At 65.5% G+C, this 17041-nt stretch carries 19 protein-coding genes and 2 tRNA genes; 19 read left to right on the forward strand and 2 right to left on the reverse strand.

Going from position 1 to position 17041, the window contains the following annotated elements; genetic code table 11:
* Window positions 1-157: 157 nt before the first annotated feature.
* From SFU54_RS03360 to SFU54_RS03380, 5 genes are all read left to right on the forward strand, one after another.
* On the forward strand, window positions 158-1543 hold the full coding sequence (locus tag SFU54_RS03360; RefSeq protein ID WP_319014901.1) for a glycine--tRNA ligase: 1386 nt from the start codon (window positions 158-160) through the stop codon (window positions 1541-1543).
* Window positions 1544-1623: 80 nt separating this feature from the next.
* Entirely contained in the window at window positions 1624-2001 is a 378-nt protein-coding gene (locus SFU54_RS03365; protein ID WP_319014902.1) for a hypothetical protein, read from the forward strand.
* Between the two features lie 41 nt (window positions 2002-2042).
* Window positions 2043-2708 carry a DsbA family oxidoreductase gene (locus SFU54_RS03370; RefSeq protein ID WP_319014903.1) on the forward strand — a complete coding sequence of 222 codons (666 nt, stop codon included), beginning with the start codon at window positions 2043-2045 and terminating at the stop codon, window positions 2706-2708.
* Window positions 2705-2827, forward strand: a complete 123-nt coding sequence (locus SFU54_RS03375) for a hypothetical protein (protein WP_319014904.1) — start codon at window positions 2705-2707, stop codon at window positions 2825-2827. The genes SFU54_RS03370 and SFU54_RS03375 overlap by 4 nt, the downstream gene beginning before the upstream one ends.
* A gap of 46 nt (window positions 2828-2873) precedes the next feature.
* Window positions 2874-3497 carry a hypothetical protein gene (locus SFU54_RS03380; RefSeq protein WP_319014905.1) on the forward strand — a complete coding sequence of 208 codons (624 nt, stop codon included), beginning with the start codon at window positions 2874-2876 and terminating at the stop codon, window positions 3495-3497.
* Between the two features lie 17 nt (window positions 3498-3514).
* On the opposite strand, the gene SFU54_RS03385 is transcribed toward SFU54_RS03380, so the two are convergent.
* On the reverse strand, window positions 3515-3994 hold the full coding sequence (locus SFU54_RS03385) for a YbaK/EbsC family protein (RefSeq protein WP_319014929.1): 480 nt from the start codon (window positions 3992-3994) through the stop codon (window positions 3515-3517).
* Between the two features lie 34 nt (window positions 3995-4028).
* Between SFU54_RS03385 and SFU54_RS03390 the strand changes: the two genes are divergently transcribed.
* The 11 genes from SFU54_RS03390 (at window position 4029) to SFU54_RS03440 (ending at window position 13975) form a co-directional block, all read left to right on the forward strand.
* Window positions 4029-5075, forward strand: coding sequence for a Gfo/Idh/MocA family oxidoreductase (locus SFU54_RS03390; protein WP_319014906.1), 1047 nt, complete (start codon window positions 4029-4031; stop codon window positions 5073-5075).
* A 70-nt stretch (window positions 5076-5145) separates the two neighbouring features.
* On the forward strand, window positions 5146-6312 hold the full coding sequence (gene dusB / locus SFU54_RS03395) for a tRNA dihydrouridine synthase DusB (RefSeq protein ID WP_319014907.1): 1167 nt from the start codon (window positions 5146-5148) through the stop codon (window positions 6310-6312).
* Between the two features lie 3 nt (window positions 6313-6315).
* A complete protein-coding gene (locus SFU54_RS03400) occupies window positions 6316-7569 on the forward strand; it encodes a deoxyguanosinetriphosphate triphosphohydrolase (protein ID WP_319014908.1) in 1254 nt (417 codons plus the stop codon).
* A gap of 51 nt (window positions 7570-7620) precedes the next feature.
* A complete protein-coding gene (gene dnaG, locus SFU54_RS03405; protein ID WP_319014909.1) occupies window positions 7621-9531 on the forward strand; it encodes a DNA primase in 1911 nt (636 codons plus the stop codon).
* Between the two features lie 10 nt (window positions 9532-9541).
* Window positions 9542-10345 (forward strand): dipeptide/oligopeptide/nickel ABC transporter ATP-binding protein, encoded by an 804-nt coding sequence (locus SFU54_RS03410; protein WP_319014910.1) that lies wholly within the window; start codon window positions 9542-9544, stop codon window positions 10343-10345.
* 39 nt (window positions 10346-10384) lie between these two features.
* A complete protein-coding gene (locus tag SFU54_RS03415) occupies window positions 10385-11434 on the forward strand; it encodes an NAD(P)-dependent oxidoreductase (protein ID WP_319014911.1) in 1050 nt (349 codons plus the stop codon).
* A gap of 53 nt (window positions 11435-11487) precedes the next feature.
* Window positions 11488-11563 (forward strand) — tRNA-Asn (locus SFU54_RS03420).
* Between the two features lie 79 nt (window positions 11564-11642).
* Window positions 11643-12542 (forward strand): sensor histidine kinase, encoded by a 900-nt coding sequence (locus tag SFU54_RS03425; protein ID WP_319014912.1) that lies wholly within the window; start codon window positions 11643-11645, stop codon window positions 12540-12542.
* Entirely contained in the window at window positions 12539-12973 is a 435-nt protein-coding gene (locus SFU54_RS03430; RefSeq protein ID WP_319014913.1) for a response regulator transcription factor, read from the forward strand. The genes SFU54_RS03425 and SFU54_RS03430 overlap by 4 nt, the downstream gene beginning before the upstream one ends.
* Window positions 12957-13667, forward strand: a complete 711-nt coding sequence (locus SFU54_RS03435) for an AzlC family ABC transporter permease (RefSeq protein ID WP_319014930.1) — start codon at window positions 12957-12959, stop codon at window positions 13665-13667. Before SFU54_RS03430 ends, SFU54_RS03435 begins: the two co-directional genes overlap by 17 nt.
* Window positions 13664-13975, forward strand: coding sequence for an AzlD domain-containing protein (locus SFU54_RS03440; protein WP_319014914.1), 312 nt, complete (start codon window positions 13664-13666; stop codon window positions 13973-13975). The genes SFU54_RS03435 and SFU54_RS03440 overlap by 4 nt, the downstream gene beginning before the upstream one ends.
* Window positions 13976-14014: 39 nt before the next feature.
* On the opposite strand, the gene def is transcribed toward SFU54_RS03440, so the two are convergent.
* A complete protein-coding gene (gene def, locus SFU54_RS03445; protein WP_319014915.1) occupies window positions 14015-14581 on the reverse strand; it encodes a peptide deformylase in 567 nt (188 codons plus the stop codon).
* A 40-nt stretch (window positions 14582-14621) separates the two neighbouring features.
* Between def and SFU54_RS03450 the strand changes: the two genes are divergently transcribed.
* The 3 genes from SFU54_RS03450 to SFU54_RS03460 all read left to right on the forward strand — a co-directional run bounded on the left by SFU54_RS03450 (window position 14622) and on the right by SFU54_RS03460 (window position 17037).
* Window positions 14622-15539 carry a DMT family transporter gene (locus tag SFU54_RS03450; RefSeq protein ID WP_319014916.1) on the forward strand — a complete coding sequence of 306 codons (918 nt, stop codon included), beginning with the start codon at window positions 14622-14624 and terminating at the stop codon, window positions 15537-15539.
* 126 nt (window positions 15540-15665) lie between these two features.
* On the forward strand, window positions 15666-16901 hold the full coding sequence (locus tag SFU54_RS03455; RefSeq protein ID WP_319014917.1) for a glycosyltransferase: 1236 nt from the start codon (window positions 15666-15668) through the stop codon (window positions 16899-16901).
* 62 nt (window positions 16902-16963) lie between these two features.
* A tRNA-Ile gene (locus SFU54_RS03460) sits at window positions 16964-17037 on the forward strand.
* Window positions 17038-17041: the final 4 nt, after the last annotated feature.

A 17041-nucleotide genomic window follows, 5' to 3' on the forward strand; every position in this document is an offset into this window, starting at 1 on the left:
GACTTCGCGAGCCGCGACCGCCGCTTCGGCGGGGCGGTGGATGCTCCCTCCGCGTAGCCCGGTGGCGCGCGGCGCCGCGACTGGTGATCACTAGACTTCTCGGCATTGCGTAACTCGGCGCCGGGCATCCAGCTCGGCCAGAACAGGAGACCTCCTCGTGGCTGCACCCTCTCGGCTCGACAACGTCATCGCGCTCGCCAAGCGGCGCGGCTTCGTCTTTCAGGCTGGTGAGATCTACGGCGGTTCGCGGTCTGCTTGGGACTACGGCCCCCTCGGCGTCGAGCTGAAAGAGAACATCAAGCGCCAGTGGTGGCGCACGATGGTGCAGCGTCGCGATGACGTCGTGGGTCTCGACTCGAGCGTCATCTTGCCGCGCAAGGTGTGGGAGGCCTCGGGCCACGTCGAGGTCTTCAGCGACCCGCTCGTCGAGTGCCTCAGCTGCCACAAGCGCTACCGCGCTGACCACCTCGAAGAAGAGTACGAAGAGAAGAAGGGCCGCGCGCCCGAAAACGGACTCGCCGACATCGTGTGCACCAACTGTGGCACCCGCGGTCAGTGGACGGAGCCGAAAGAGTTCTCGGGGCTGCTCAAGACCTACCTCGGCCCCGTCGAAGAGGAGTCGGGGTTGCACTACCTCCGCCCCGAAACCGCGCAGGGCATCTTCGTCAACTTCGCCAACGTGCTCGGCGCGGCGCGCATGAAGCCGCCGTTTGGCATCGGCCAGATCGGCAAGTCGTTCCGCAACGAGATCACTCCTGGAAACTTCATTTTCCGCACGCGCGAGTTCGAGCAGATGGAGATGGAGTTCTTCGTCGAACCCGGCACCGACGAAGAGTGGCACCAATACTGGATCGACACCCGATTGCAGTGGTACATCGATCTGGGCGTCAACCCTGACAACCTCCGTTTGTACGAGCACGCGAAAGAGAAGCTTTCGCACTACTCGAAGCGCACGGTCGACATCGAATACCGCTTCGGCTTCTCGGGCTCCGAGTTCGGCGAGCTCGAGGGCATTGCCAACCGCACCGACTTCGACCTGTCGACCCACAGCCAGCACTCGGGGGTTGATCTCTCGTACTTCGACCAGAGCAAAGAAGAACGCTGGGTTCCCTACGTCATCGAGCCCGCGGCGGGTCTCACGCGCTCGCTCATGGCCTTCCTGGTCGACGCCTACTACGAAGACGAAGCGCCCAATACGAAGGGTGGCGTCGACAAGCGCACCGTCTTGCGCCTCGACCGTCGCCTCGCTCCCGTTAAGGTCGCCGTGCTGCCCCTGTCGCGCAACGAGCAGCTCTCGCCCGTTGCCCGCGAGCTCGCCGATCGCTTGCGTCAGCACTGGAATGTTGACTTCGACGACGCCGGTGCTATCGGTCGCCGCTACCGCCGCCAAGACGAGATCGGCACGCCGTTCTGCGTCACGGTCGACTTCGACACCCTTGACGACCAGGCCGTCACGGTGCGCGAGCGCGACACGATGGCGCAAGAGCGCATCCCGCTCGACAAGCTCGAGGCCTACCTGGCCGGCGAGCTGCTCGGATCGTAAGGTCCCGCGTGGGGCACCAACACTTCACTGAGACTCAGTACGGTGTTGTCGCCGCTCGTCGTCTCGCCCTCGATGGGCTCATGTGGCAGGTGCCGTCGTTGAGCCTCGCGGCCCAGGCGTTCCTGTTGACGGTGAGTCTCAACGTCGCAATCGAGCCGGTGTCTCGACTGGTGGCGGCCATCATCGGTGTCGTGGTGACGGCTGCTAGCGCGCAGCTCATGGTGAAACACCGTCGCCATGAACTGATCGACCGTTTGTTGCTGGAGAAGATGGAGGCGTCTCTCGGTCTTCCGAAGGTTCATTCCTCTCCTGCGGTGCTTGCGGCGGGGCTGGGGATGGCTCGGGCCAATTGGTTTGTCCGGATTCGCTCGTTCGCTGTTTGGCTTGCGATGCTGATCCTGCTGGGGTTCGTCTCTGCCGCGGCCGGCGCCGTCGCAATTCTCAATCTGATTCTCTAGAACACGGGGAATACGAGGAGCACAACAGCGTTGACCTCAGCATGAGCAACCCCATCGACGTGCAGATTTGGTCGGACGTGCAGTGCCCCTGGTGCTACATCGGCAAGCGCAAGTTTGAGGCTGCCGTTGAGCAGTATCCGGGTGAGGTTCGCGTGACCTATCGCAGCTTCGAACTCGCGCCCGATACGCCCGTCGACTTCGAGGGTTCGCCCGTTGACTACTTGAGCCAGCGCAAGGGCATTAGCCCCGAGCAGGCCCAGATGATGGTTGACCGCGTGAGCGGCATCGCCGAGACGGTGGGTCTTGAGTACCACTACGACCGCATCCACCAGACCAACACGGTGCTCGCGCACGAACTGTTGCACTTCGCGAAAGCGCATGGCAAGCAAGTCGAGCTGAAAGAGCGCCTCTTGCGCGCCTACTTCACCGAGGGACGCCACATCGGCCGCGCCGATGACCTCGCCGATCTCGCCGCCGAGGTGGGCCTCGATCGCGAGGCCGTAGTGGCAGCACTCGCCGAGCACACATACCTACCCGACGTGAAGGCCGACATGGCGCAAGCGCTCGCGTACGGCATCCAAGGCGTTCCGTTCTTCGTCATCGACGACCGCTACGGCATCTCTGGCGCTCAAGAGACGGCTACGTTCGTCGCTGCCTTGCGCCAGGCTGCTGCCGAGCGCGATGTCGTGCCGGTTGAGGCATCATGACGACGGATGCTGCGCCGACGCCGTTCGCCATGCTCGGCGACCCCGCCGCCGAGGCGTGCGAGGGTGACGTCTGCCTGATTCCCGCGCCCGCGATCGTCTCTGCCGCGGCGCAGCAGTAGCTCGTCCCTGTTCCGGTACGGTCGCGAGCCGACGTACACTCACGTCATGACCGGAACCACCCCGATGCGCGCGTTGCTCGGCACCGGCCTCAGCGTGACGCTGTGTGCGGTGCTCGTGTCACTCACTGCGTGCACGTCCCCCGCTACTGACAGCACCTCGATGCCCGTGCCTGACCCGAGCGCATCGGCATCCGGCGCAGTCTCTGCGGGCGATGATGAGGCGACGCCCGAAGACCCCATCGGCTGGCTGATCGAGGGGCAAACGACCTTTGTGACGGCCTCGGCTCGCATTTGCGCCGACGACGACCTCTTGTTCGAGAACTCCGAGTTCCCGTCGATCTTGCTCGAAGCCAACGGTGGTCCGCCGGATGACTGGGATGGCGTGAGCACCTACGAGATTGACGACAGCAACATCACGCTCCACTTCGGCGAGGGCCAGTGGTATGCCAACCGTTTCGACGGCGCCAACGGCAAGGGCGACTCGTGGCAGACCCCCAACGGTACGTTGACCGTAATGCGCGACAGTAATGGCGTTGTCACGGGAGGATCGGGAACTGGTCGCGGTGAGGTGATCTATGCCAACGGCGACGGCGGTCGGTTCGACGACACCGTGACCTTCACGGTGACGGTCATGGAGCAACCCGCCTGGTGCACTATCCCGGTGGACTAAGGCGGCGCTCGGGCCGCCTAGCGAGCAGCGAGTGGCTCGCTGATGTCAGCAACGGTGGCGTCGAGAGACGCCAGCACGGCGTCGGCCTCGACGAAGAGCGAATAGCCGTGTTCGCCCGCGCCCATCGAGACGCGGCGCCCGACCATTCCCGCATCGGCGAAGACGGGCCATGCTGTCGTTGAGCCGAGGGGCGTAATCGTGCCGCGCTCATAGCCGGTGGCCTCGAGCGCGAGCTCGGGCGCCGGCAATTGCAGCTTGTTGACGCCGACGACAGCGCGCAGCTTCGGCCACGAGATCTGCCGATCGCCCGGAATGAGCGCGAAGAGAAATGTGCCGTCACTGCGCTTAACGACGAGCGATTTCACGATGTCGGCCGGGGTGATGCCGAGAATCTCGGCGGCCTCCTCGAGCGAGTTCGCGCGCATCCGTTCGATGAATTCGACCTCGAGCCCGCGAGCCGCTGCGTCGGCCGCTACGCGTTCGCGTCCGCTCTGCATCATGGTCAACCCCTTCGCAATCTAGGCTGAGCCCATGAGCAACGGCGCACCCTTGAGAGCGGGAATCATTGGCTTCGGACTCGCGGGTCGAGTCTTTCACGCCCCCTTCCTCGCCACGAATCCGGCGTTCACGATCGCGGCGATCGCCACGAGTGACGCCGACCGTGCCGCGCAGGCCTCGGCCGCGCATCCCGACGCTCACATCATGACGACGGATGCCCTGCTCGCGCAGTCCGCCGACCTCGACCTTGTCGTGCTCGCGTCACCGCCGCACGTTCATCGCGAGCACGCCATTGCGGCACTCGAGGCCGGAGCCGCCGTCGTGGTCGACAAGCCCTTCGTGCCGACCGTCGCCGATGCCGAGGCGATCATCGCGGCTGCCGAGAAGGCCGGTCGCCCGCTCACGGTGTTTCAGAACCGTCGGTGGGATGGCGACTTTCGCACGGTCACGCGCCTCGTTCAGAGTGGCGCGCTCGGCACCGTGCACCGTTTCGAGTCGACCTTCGAGCGCTTCGGCGCCCCCAAGCGCGATCAGTGGCAGGGGCAAATCAGCCCCGCGCAGGGCGGCGGCATTCTCTTCGACCTCGGCAGCCACCTCATCGACCAGGCGCTCACACTCTTCGGCCCCGCGACCCTCGAGGTCGCCGAACTGCGAGCGGTGCGTGACGGCCTCGGTAGCGAAGACGATGCGTTCGTGTCGCTGCGCCACGAGAGCGGTGTTCGGAGCCACCTCACGATGAGCCGCGCCGCGGCGCAGAGCGGGCCGCGTTTTCGCGTTCTCGGCACCGAAAGTGGCTACAGCGTTTACGGCCTCGACGGTCAAGAGCCCGACCTCAAGGCGGGCCGCTGGCCGGGTGCTGAGGGGTACGGCGAGACGCCGAAGGCCGAGTGGGGCCTGCTCGGAGTCGACAACGGCGAGCAACCGCTCGTGCCTGTGCCCACCGAGGCAGGCGGCTATCCCGACTTCTACGCGCAGGTCGCGGCAAGTATTCGCGACGGTGCTCCGGTTCCGGTGGATGCCCGCCACGCGCTCGAGACCGTGCGCATCATCGAGCAGGCCCACGCCTTCAACACCCGCTGAACCCGAAGGCGAAACCGGCGGAGGGCTCGCTGACGCAGCAACCAGCGCGACCTGGGAGACTAGAGGCACCATGTCGACCGCTACCCTTCCCGCAGCGCCACAGGCCGCGCCGCTCAGCATTGGGCCGATTCCGCTGAGCGTCCCCGTTGTGCTTGCGCCGATGGCGGGCATCACGAACACGGCGTTCCGGCGGCTGTGCCGCGAATACGGCGCGGGGTTGTACGTGAGCGAGATGATCACGAGTCGCGCGCTCGTCGAGCGCACCCCCGAAAGCTTGCGCCTCATCACGCACCACGAGAGCGAGACGGTGCGCAGCATCCAGCTCTACAGTGTCGACCCGACGACGGCCGGTGAGGCAGCAGCTTTTCTCGCGGGCGAGGGCCTTGCCGACCACATCGACATGAATTTCGGATGCCCCGTGCCGAAGGTGACCAAGAAGGGCGGGGGAGCCGCCCTGCCCTGGAAGCTTAACCACTTCAGGAACGTCGTTGAAGCGACCGTGAAGGCCGCAGGCGACATCCCGGTGACCGTCAAGATGCGTAAAGGCATCGACGCCGACCACCTGACCTACCTCGAGGCCGCGAAGGCCGCAGAAGGTGCGGGTGTGGCGGCCGTCGCCTTGCACGCGCGCACGGCCGCGGACTTCTACAGCGGCAACGCCGACTGGGACGCCATCGGAAAGCTCAAAGAGTCGATCTCGAGCATTCCCGTGCTCGGCAACGGCGACATTTGGTCGGCAGAAGACGCCCTGCGCATGGTCGAGCAGTCGGGCTGCGACGGCATCGTGGTCGGGCGCGGCTGCCTGGGTCGGCCGTGGCTCTTCGGTGACCTGTCGGCTGCTTTCCGTGGTGAAGAGCACAAGGCCATGCCCGGCCTCGGCGAGGTCGCCGACGCCTTCCGTCGCCACGCCGAACTGCTCGTCGAGTTCTTCGACGACGAGGCCAAGGCCTGCCGCGACATTCGCAAGCACGTCGCCTGGTACTTCAAGGGCTACGCGGTCGGTGGCGAGCTGCGGGCGCGCCTTGCGGCCGTCGAAAGCCTGCAGCACATGGATGATCTGCTCGGCGAACTCGACCGCGATGCTCCCTACCCGGGTGAGGCCGCCGAAGGTCAGCGCGGTCGGGCGGGTACCCCCAAGAAGCCGTCCCTGCCGGATCGCTGGCTCGACAGTCGCGAACTCACGGGCGCGAGCCGCGCCGAAGTGACAGCCGCCGAACTGCACCACTCGGGCGGGTAACGCGTGCACGACCACTTCACGCCCGGCTACTCGTCGGCCGACGCCGAGCGCTGGCTGCCCGAAGAGCACAGCAGTCGCCGCAGCGACTTCGCGCGCGACCGCGGCCGGCTGCTGCACTCGAGCGCCCTGCGGCGCCTCGCCGCAAAGACCCAGGTGCTGAGTCCGACCGCGGGGCTGGATTTTGCGCGCAACCGGCTTACCCACTCGCTCGAAGTGGCACAGGTCGGGCGTGAGCTCGCCACGAGCCTGGGGCTCGACCCTGACGTCGTCGACACGGCGTGTCTCGCTCACGACCTGGGGCATCCGCCCTTCGGACACAACGGCGAGCGCGCCCTCAACGAGTGGGCCGCCGACATCGGCGGTTTTGAGGGCAACGCGCAAACCCTGCGCCTGCTGACTCGCATCGAGCCCAAGGTATTCGGCCCCGACGGTCGTAGCTTCGGCCTCAACCTCACGCGCGCGAGCCTTGACGCGAGCACGAAGTATCCGTGGCCGCAGTCGCAGGGCATTCCCGACCCGAGTGGGCGGAGCAAGTTCGGTTTCTACGACGACGACGCGGCCGCCTTCGAGTGGATGCGCGCTGGCTCGCCCGAGCGCGTGCGCTGCATCGAGGCGCAGGTCATGGACTTGAGCGATGACATCGCCTACAGCGTTCACGACTTCGAAGACGCCATCGTCAACGGCTACCTCGACGTGCCGGCTCTGGGGGAGCGCGTTGACCACGACGCTCTCGTCGACGCGATGTTCGAGTGGATCGGCGGCGAAATCAGCCACGACGAGCTCATCGCGGCTTTCGACCGGCTCGACCATCTCGACGCGTGGATTGATTCCTGGGATGGCTCGCGGCGCGACCTCGCACGGCTGAAGAACCTCACGAGCCAGCTCATCGGGCGATTCGCGCACGAGGCCGTGCACGCGACGCGCGCGGCGCATCCACAAGCCCAGCTCGCACGATTCGGGGCGGATGTTGTGGTTCCGCTTGAGACGCAGGCGGAGATCGCCGTTCTCAAGGGAATCGTCGCGGCGAACGTCATGTCGACAAACGCGCGGCAACCCATCTACGCGCGCCAACGGGCCGTGCTCGCCGAGCTGGCCGACGCCCTCTGGCACATCGGCCCGGCGGCCCTCGACCGCGCGTTTGCCGATGACTTTGCCGAAGCGCGTGACGACGCGAGCCGTCGGAGGGTGATCGTCGACCAGGTGGCGTCGCTCACCGATCAGAGCGCGATGGCCTGGCACGAGCGCCTGGTGCCCTAGCCTCAGAGGCCCGCAGGGCGCGGCCAGCGCACCGGGCCTAGAATCAGCGCTGTGGCAGGCCTGATTCGACGAAGCGACATCGACGAGGTCAGGTCGCGCACGAATCTCGCCGACATCGTGGGCGACTACGTCACGCTCAAGAGCGCGGGCGTCGGCTCGATGAAGGGCCTGTGCCCTTTTCACGACGAACGCAGCCCGAGCTTTCACGTTCGGCCGCAGGTCGGGTTCTATCATTGCTTCGGCTGCGGCGAAGGCGGCGACGTCTTCACGTTCTTGCAGAAAATGGACCACGTCACGTTCAGTGAAGCCGTCGAGCGACTCGCTGGTCGCCTCGGCTATACGCTGCACTACGAAGACGGCGGTCCCGCCGCTGACCAGGGAAATCGCAGTCGACTGCTCGCCGCGAATGCTGCCGCCGAACAGTTCTTTCGCGCTCAACTCGGCACCCCTGATGCGGAGCCGGCTCGCCGATTTCTCGGGGAGCGCGGTTTCGATGCCTCGGCTGCCGAGCGCTTCTCGATCGGTTTTGCCCCCAACTCGTACGACGTGCTCGGTGAGTACCTTCGCGGCCAAGGGTTCACGGCAGAAGAGCTTCTCGCCGCGGGGCTGCAAGGTCAGGGCGACCGCAAGCCCTATGACCGTTTTCGTGGTCGTTTGATCTGGCCGATCAAAGACGTCACGGGCCAAACCCTGGGGTTCGGCGCTCGCAAGCTTCTCGAGAGCGACCAGGGTCCCAAATACCTCAACACTCCCGAGACACCCGTCTACAGCAAGTCGAAGGTGCTGTACGGGCTCGACCTTGCCAAGCGCGACATCGCGCGCGGCAAGCAGGTCGTCGTCGTCGAGGGCTACACCGACGTCATGGCGTGCCACCTCGCGGGTATCACGACGGCGGTGGCCACGTGTGGCACCGCGTTCGGCAGTGACCACATCACGATCATCCGGCGAGTCTTGGGCGACGTCGACAATCGCGACTCGCGCGGCTTGGGCGAGGTGATTTTCACGTTCGACCCCGACGAAGCCGGGCAGAAGGCCGCGAGCCGGGCGTTCGCCGACGAACAACGGTTCGCCGCCCAGACCTATGTGGCCGTGGCGCCCGACGGCCTTGACCCGTGCGACTTGCGTCTGCAGCGCGGCGATGACGCGGTGCGGATGCTCGTGCAGAGCCGCAAGCCGATGTACGAGTTCATGGTGCGCCGTCAGCTCGACCTCTACGACCTCGAGACCGTCGAAGGCCGAGTTGCCGCGCTGCGGTCGACGGCTCCGATCGTCGCGAGCATTCGCGACGAGTCACTGTCGATCGGCTACACCCGAACCCTCGCCGGATGGATCGGTGTGGAGCCCTCCGAGGTTGCGCAGGCGGTGCGCGCCGCGCGGCGTGCGCCCGCCCGGCCGCCGGCGGTGCGCCCGCCTGCCGCGGCCGGCTCAGAAGCAGCGCCGAGCATCCCGAATGTCGATTCCGCAGCACCCGCCGACGGTGCCGCGCCCGCGATCGGCATCGCTCAACTGCCCAATGACCCCGTTGCCCGACTGGAACGGGAATTACTCATGGCGCTCCTGCAGCATCCAAGCGAGATTCCTCTTGAGGTTGCCCAGCGAGCCTTGCACACCGCGTTCAGTCAGCCCGCTCTCGCCACCGTGCGCGATGCGATGCTGGCGTCGATTGACGCGTACGGTTCGAATGACTGGGCGCGACGCGTGACCGACGAGTCGCCGAGCGCCTTCACCCCGCTGGTGACGCAATTGGCGATCGCTCCCTTGCCAATTCGCGAGGGTCACGCGGCGGAGTATTGCCAGGGGGTCACGACATCGCTCATCGAGCGTGACCTTTTGCGGCGCAAGACCGAATTGCTCGGCGCTTTGCAACGCACCGATTCTGCTGCGGAGCCCGAGCGCTACCGTTCTCTGCAGCGCGAGCTCGTCGACCTTGAGGCCGAACGACGCCGTGTGCGCGGCGACTAGGATTTCTCGCGTGACCGAAGCCGCCGTACGCGCCCGCGATCTCACACTGCGGTATCGCGCCGGGGGCGGCAGTCGAGCCGTACAGGCTGTCACCGGGGTCAGTTTCGATGTTGCTCCCGGAGAAACCCTTGCCGTGATCGGCGACGCGGGAAGTGGCAAGAGCACCCTCGCCCGCGCGATCGCGGGGTACACCTCGCGAACGGTGCCGCGAGGCGTCGAGATTGCCGGGGGAGCCCTCGAGGTGTTGGGCGTTGACGTGCGTCATCTGGGGCGCCATGACGACGATGAGTTGGCGCTGCGTGTGGGCTATGTGCCCCAAGACGCTGGCCTTGTTCTTGACCCACACTTGACGGTCGGCGAGAACGTTGCGGTTCCCCTCTTTCACCGCGACCGCACGGTCTCAAAGTCGCTCGCGGGAGGCATCGTCGCCGAGGCGATTGATGCCATGCATCTGACTCTTGCAACGATCCCGAAGTATCCCCACGAGCTCAGTCGGGGCCAACGACAGCGCGTTGCGATTGCGCGCGCGCTCGTTCTCGACCCCGACCTGCTCGTCGCTGATGAAGCCACTGCGGGTATCGATGCCACGGTTCGCGGCACGATTCTGGGTCATCTCGCCGAGGTCCAACGCAGTCGTGGCTTTGCGGCGTTCATTGTGAGCAGCGAGATCGGAGAAGTGCGGCGGCTGTCGCAGAGCCTCGCCGTGTTGCATCGCGGCACGATCATTGGCATGGGAGCTATCGACGAGGTGCTCACCGAACCTGCCCACCCTTATGTGCAGCGCCTGGCCGAACTCTCGCGCGCTCGCGCGTGAGCATGCCGCTTGGCCCGCGTCAGAAACGAGAGAGCGTCCGTGACCACTCCCGACCGCATGGCGAGTTCAACCTCTTTGTCGGCTGACGCGGTATTCGCCGTCGCCGATCAGCACCGAGACCCGCTGTCGGGGCAGGGGCGGGTGCCCGACCGTCGACCCGAGCCGGGCGAGATCGCCGTGGCGCCGATGGCCTCGCCGTTCTTTTCGGAGGCGGTGACGGCCGGTGGGGGAGTCGTGAGTGCTCTGAGCGAGATGACGCGCGGGCTCGTGTGGCTCAGCGAGAAGCGCGCTGATGAGTTGGCCGAGATTCTTCAGGCGCATCCGTCAATCTCATGGGTGCAATTGCCGTGGGCCGGCGTCGATGGCTTTGCCGATGTGTTGGATCACTTTGCCGACGGTTCGGGGCCGGTGTTCACGAGCGCGAAGGGTGCCTACTCAGAACCGGTGGCTGAGCACGCGGTGGCACTCGTGCACGCCGTCTTACGGGAGTTCGCCCCGAAAGCGCGCGCGGCCGAGTGGGCCCCCGTGCGCACCGGGCTTTCGCTCTATGGGCGCCATGTTGTCATCGTGGGTGCGGGGGGAATCGCGGCCGAGATTATTCGCCTTCTCGAGCCGTACCGCACAACGATCACGGTCGTGCGGCGTGCAGCCACGCCCATGCCCGGTGCCGATCGCACGGTGGCGGCCGAGGCGCTGCACGACGTGCTGCCACACGCCGACGTGGTGATTCTCGCCGCGGCATCAACCTCAGAAACACGATCACTCATGGGCGCCGATGAACTCGCCCTTCTCCAGCCCACCGCAGCGCTGGTCAATATCGCGCGGGGTGCCCTGGTTGATCAGGATGCTCTCGCGCTCGCACTGCGTGAGAACCGCTTGCTCGGGGCCGGCCTCGATGTCACCACACCCGAGCCACTCGACGCCGATCACGCTCTGTGGCGCGAACCGCGATGCCTCATCACCTCGCACTCAGCCGATACTCCCGAGATGACCGCACCACTGCTGGCGCGCCGGATTACCGAGAACGTTCGTGCCTTTCTCGGCGACAGTCGATTTGTGGGCATCGTTGACCCCGCGGCAGGGTATTGAGCGCGCATAACCACCGGCGCGGTTCTGGTACGTTAGACACGCTGTTTCAGCGATCCTCGATAGCTCAATTGGCAGAGCAGCCGGCTGTTAACCGGCAGGTTCTTGGTTCGAGTCCAAGTCGGGGAGCCATCTCCCACAATTCGCGGCGGCCCTCGCGGCCCTCGCGCTCCACCTTTCGCTTGAGAGGAACCCCGCGATGGAAGCCTGGGTGAGCGCAAACGCAGTGATGCTTGTCGCGTCGCTCGCCGCGGCATCCCTCGTATTGATCGTTCTTGCGATCGTGCTGCTGGTGGCGTGGCTGCGTGCCCGCAGCGTCGCTCGCCGAACGGCGTTTGATCGGGCGGCCGCCGAACGGCAGCGCATTGATCTCGAGTTGGGCCTCGCCGAACAAACCGGGCGTTTGCGCATCATTCGCGAATTGCATGAGGTCTCGGTGCATTCGCTGTCTGTGATCATCAGCCAAGCCGACGGTGCACGCTATGCCGCGACTGCTGATCCGTCAGCGGCAGCGCGCGCGGCGGCGGTCATTGCCGAATCGGCTCGGTCAACGCTTGGTGACTTGCGGCGGGTCATGGGAATGGCCCGAGAAGGCGAAGCAAGCGCAGCGCCCCAACCGCGGTTGAAGTCAACGCGCGAGCTATTTTCTGTCATGCGTGACAGCGGCCTCGATGTCGTGTTCGAGGAAGCGGGCGAACCGTTCGACCTTCAGCAGGGCGCCGAACTCGCCATCTACCGCATCTTGCAAGAGGCTCTCGCGAATGCGTTGAGTTACGGCGGGCCGCAAACCGAGGCTCGCGTGACGTTCACCTGGGGAGCCGAGGGTCTGCACGTAAAGGTCGACGATGACGGTATTCGCTCGTCGGCTCGCCGTGAGGGGCTTGACCCCAACGATGCGTCGGCCGTCGGGTACACGATCGATGACGACCTCAAGGCCTTGACCGACGAGCCCACGGGCCTGGGAATTCGTGAGATGCGGGCTCGCGCCGAGTTGTATGGCGGCATCTTGACCGCGTCGACCGTTCCCGGGGTGGGGTTCTCGTTGTCAGTTGTTTTCCCGGCCCTTCGCTTTCACAATGGCGTGCACGGGGTGAAGCTGGATCGGTCGTGAGCGCTCGGCGCCCCGCCCCGGTCGTGCGAGTGGTGATCGCCGACGACGCCCCGCTCCAGCGCTCCGGGTGGCGCATGATTCTGGACTCGCAACCCGACATCGACGTGGTGGGCGAGGCGGGTGACGGCGCGCGAGCCCTCGCCATCGTTCGGCGCGAACCGACTGATGTTGTCATCCTCGACCTGCATATGCCGCGTGTGAACGGGCTCGCTGCGAGCGCGCGCATTTCGACCGATGCCGCCGTTCGCGAGCTCGGTCCGGCTCCGCGCATTGTGCTCGCGACCGCGCTCGATCTCGACGATCATGTCGCTGAAGCCGCGCGGGCCGGGGTGTTCGCGGTTGTCTACAAAGACGTTGAGCCCGAGGCTCTGCTCGAGGTTGTGCGCGCGGCCGCCGCAGCCACGGTGAGTGACGATGAGCCCCGACGCTGAGCGTCGAGCCGCCTGGCGTGCCTCACTCGCGGTGGGCCTGGCGGTGTCGGCATATGGCGTGTCGTTCGGCGCTCTCGCCGTTGCCTCGGGGCTCACAATCGCTGAGGCCTGTGTGCTGAGCCTCATCATGTTCTCGGGCGGGTCGCAGTTTGCGCTCATCGGGGTTGTGGCGTCTGGGGGAGTCGCCGCCGGCCCCGCGGCGATTGCCGGGGCGACGCTCTTGGGCCTTCGTAACGGGCTGTACGCCATTCGGGTGTCGCCCATCATTGGTCCGGGGTGGGCAAAGCGACTGCTTGCGGGTCACCTGACGATCGACGAGTCAACGGCCGTCGCCACCGCGCAGCCGACCCTCGCAAGCCAACGGGTGGGGTTCTGGGCGACAGGAGCCATCATCTACATCGGCTGGAACCTCATGACGCTTCTCGGCGCCGTCGTGGGTGACCTCCTTGGCGACGTGCGTCAGTTCGGCGTGGATGCGGCCGCTGGCGCGGCCTTTCTCGGCCTCGTCTGGCCCCGTCTGCGAGCACTGCAGCCCGTCGCCGTCGCTGTCGGAGCGGCCGTGGTCGCCGCTGTTCTCCTCCCCGCACTTCCGCAGGGCGTACCAGTGCTCGTGGCCGCACTCGTTGCGGTCGTTGTCGGGGTTCCCAACCTCTTCGCGGCTCGTCCGCGAACGAACGAGGGAGGCGCCGAGTGACCGTGTGGCAGATCATCCTGCTGGCGTCGATTCTCGTGCTGGGCATCAAGCTGCTCGGCTACCTCGTGCCACCCCGCGTGCTCGAGGCGCCGACGGCCGCCCGCACGGCCGAACTCACCACGGTGGCTCTGCTGTCGGCGCTGATCGTCGTCCAAACAATCGGCGACGGCCAGGGAGTTGTCATCGACGCGCGACTGCCGGCGCTCGGCGTTGCGGCGGTGTTGTTCGCCCTGCGCCTGCCGTTCATTCTGGTGATCATTGGTGCTGCTGCGACCGCAGCGGCGTTGCGGGCTCTCGGCTGGCAATAAAGCGGCGCTGTGCTGGCGGGCACGCCTCGCGCGCCGGGCTCAGCCGTCGAGGTGATCGCGACCGGGCAACCAGCTGCGGCCCGGTGACCCCCACGATCGCTTGCGAATCGCCTTTGCCGCAGCTCGGTCATGAGGGTGGGCAAGACGGTCGACGTACAACACTCCATCGAGGTGGTCGTATTCATGTTGGAAGATCCGCGCGAGCCATCCCGTCGCATCAATCTCAAAAGGTTCGCCTTCGAGGTCGATGGCACGCAAGAGTGCACGCTCTGACCGCACGAGGGGATACCGTTCGCCCGGCACCGACAAACACCCTTCAGAGTCGAGTTCTTCGTCGGCGTCGCCAACGGGCGGCGGGCTCACGAGAAGCTCGGGATTGATCGCGACGCCGCGCCAGCGAACGGCGTCATCGTCGGTCCAGTCGTAGACGAAGACCCGGGCATCCACTCCGATTTGAGGAGCCGCAAGACCGACCCCGGGCGCGGCCTCCATCGTTTCGAACATCTCGGCGATGAGCGCTCGCAGCGAGTCATCAATGACCTCGACCTCTGAGGCCACACGGTGAAGCACCGGCTCGCCGGTGATGCAAATCGAAAGCGCGGCCATTCATCCAGAATATCGGCGCTGTGCGGGGTAGATTGACCGAGTGCCGCCCGAGCTGAGTGACTTGACCGAGCAGATCACGCTCACTCCGTATCAAGCGATCGGCGTGCCTATCGCCCTTGTCGGCGCGGTCTTCTTGTCGATCGGTGCGCAACTTCAGCACCAGGGGGTCACCAGTGTTGAGGTGAGTCACGGCGACGGCGAAAAAGCTGGGCTGAGCATCCGGCAACTCATGCATCTGCTCGCGCGACCGTCGTGGGTAATCGGCACCCTGCTGCTCGGTCTCGCCATTCTGTTTCAGCTCACGAGTCTGGGCTTTGCCCCGCTCATCGTGGTGCAGCCGCTCGGCGTCGTCGCGCTCGTGATCACGGCGATCCTGAACGCGCGCGTGTCGAAGATCAAGCTCGACCGTCACGCCATTCGAGCAATCGCGATGTGCGTGACGGGCGTGGGAATCTTCGTGGCGATCGCCGCGGTATACGCGATCGAGCGGGAGATCACCGAAGTTCAGTTGCTCATCATTTTGGGCATTCTCGGGGTGATTCTCGCGTCGTTCGCTGTCGCTTTCGCCTTCGCGCGGCACGTTGTCGGCGCAATGTTCTACATCATCGGTGCGGGCGTTCTCTTTGGCTTTGTGGCGACTCTGGCCAAGGTTGTGATCAACCGCATTCTCAACAACAACTTTGAGTGGCTCACGGTAGTGGCGATCATCGCTTTGCTGGCGTCGGCGGCCCTCGGTAGCTATTTCGTCCAGACGGCCTACTCGGTGGGCTCTCCCGACCTTGTGATTGCGGGGCTGACGGTCGTTGACCCGCTTGTCGCCGTGCTGATCGGTGTCATCGTTCTGGGTGAAGCCTCGCTTGTTCCTGCAGGGTTCATGATTACTGCGGTCATTGCCGGTGCGGTCGCCATTCTGGGCGTTCTGCAGTTGGCTAAGCATCACCCGCAGACCCACCGTTGAGGAGGCTGCTAACACCCTTCTGGGCGTCTCCTGCGGTAGCGTAGAGGGAAGGTATTCCTCTCCCTGGCGCGCTCGCGTGCACTGTCGAGCACCGCCCACCACTGAGAAGCAAGGATCACCCCCACTGTGCCTGACGCCCCGCACGACGGCAGCTCACCCAGCCGGCCCCTCCGCGTTCTGATTGGCGGCGACACATTCGGCCCAGACGTCAACGGTGCCGCGAAGTTTGCCGAACGCCTTGCCGCTGGCCTCGTTGAGCGTGGCCACGAGGTTCACATCGTTGCACCCGGTTCCGAGGGTGGCACCAACGTCACACGCACCGAAGTTCACGAAGATCAACCGATGACGGTGCACCGACTGCGGTCGTGGCGCTGGTATCCGCACCCGTGGCTTCGCTACGCGTTGCCGTGGCGCATTGAACAGAACGCCGCTCGAATTCTCGACACCGTCAAGCCCGACGTGGTGCACTTTCAGTCGCACATCGTCGTCGGTCGCGGTTTGGCCCGTCAAGCAGCCAAGCGCGGTATCCGCATCATCGGCACGAACCACTTCATGCCCGAAAACGCGTTGCAGTTCACCCCTTTTGTCGGGTTCTTGCGCGAGCCCGCCATTCGCATGGCGTGGAAGGCTGCCGGGCGCACCTTCGGCCTCGCCGAAGCCGTCACCACTCCGACGCGCAAGGCAGCCGATTACCTCGAGAAGTACACCGAGGTGACCGACGTTCACCCGATCAGCTGCGGCCTGCACATCGACCACTACACGCCGAATCTCGAACCGCGGCATGAGAACGTGGTGCTGTTTGTCGGTCGCGTTGAAGCGGAAAAGCACATCGAAGAGTTGTTGCGCGCTGCAGCGAAACTCGATGCCGAGCTCGACGTGAAGGTCGAGATCATCGGTGACGGTGAACAGCGGCCAGCGCTCGAAAAGCTCGCCGCGCAACTGGGCATTGCCCACCGCGTGCACTTTGCCGGCCACGCGCCCGAGTCATATCTTCGTCAGCAGCTGACGCGCGCATCCGTCTTCGCCATGCCGTCGCGCGCCGAGTTGCAGTCAATCGCCACGATGGAGGCCATGGCGTCTGGCCTGCCCGTGATTGGGGCGAACGCCATGGCGCTCCCGCATCTCATCCACGACGGCGAGAACGGCTTTCTCTATGAACCCGGCAACGTCGCTCAGTTCGCGGAGTTGCTCACGCGGGTGTTCACGATGCCTCACGACGAACTACTCGAGTTCAAGCGCGAGAGCCTGCGGATCGTCGAGGGCCACGACATCAATCGCACTCTTGACACCTTCGAAGCGCTCTATCGCGGTGAGACGGTGATCGACCCGGTCGTCGACGATCGGCGCGAGACGACCCTCTAGGTCGGTCACAGCTGATCGGTAGAGTGGGTTTGCACCGACGGTCGCGGCCGGTTTCGGTGCGCGGGGCGGTAGCTCAGCTGGTTAGAGCAGTGGACTCATAATCCATCGGTCACGGGTTCAAGTCCCGTCCGCCCTACGGG

Source organism: Microcella sp. (genome assembly GCF_033763155.1).
Lineage (GTDB): Bacteria > Actinomycetota > Actinomycetes > Actinomycetales > Microbacteriaceae > Microcella.

Bases quoted from the DNA above. Each gene is read 5' to 3' on its own strand.
- SFU54_RS03435 (WP_319014930.1), top strand. From the start codon at position 12,957: ATGAGCCCCGACGCTGAGCGTCGAGCCGCCTGGCGTGCCTCACTCGCG.
- SFU54_RS03390 (WP_319014906.1), top strand. From the start codon at position 4,029: ATGAGCAACGGCGCACCCTTGAGAGCGGGAATCATTGGCTTCGGACTC.
- dusB (WP_319014907.1), top strand. From the start codon at position 5,146: ATGTCGACCGCTACCCTTCCCGCAGCGCCACAGGCCGCGCCGCTCAGC.
- def (WP_319014915.1), bottom strand. From the start codon at position 14,581: ATGGCCGCGCTTTCGATTTGCATCACCGGCGAGCCGGTGCTTCACCGT.
- SFU54_RS03375 (WP_319014904.1), top strand. From the start codon at position 2,705: ATGACGACGGATGCTGCGCCGACGCCGTTCGCCATGCTCGGCGACCCC.
- SFU54_RS03370 (WP_319014903.1), top strand. From the start codon at position 2,043: ATGAGCAACCCCATCGACGTGCAGATTTGGTCGGACGTGCAGTGCCCC.
- SFU54_RS03385 (WP_319014929.1), bottom strand. From the start codon at position 3,994: ATGCAGAGCGGACGCGAACGCGTAGCGGCCGACGCAGCGGCTCGCGGG.
- SFU54_RS03380 (WP_319014905.1), top strand. From the start codon at position 2,874: ATGACCGGAACCACCCCGATGCGCGCGTTGCTCGGCACCGGCCTCAGC.
- SFU54_RS03365 (WP_319014902.1), top strand. From the start codon at position 1,624: ATGTGGCAGGTGCCGTCGTTGAGCCTCGCGGCCCAGGCGTTCCTGTTG.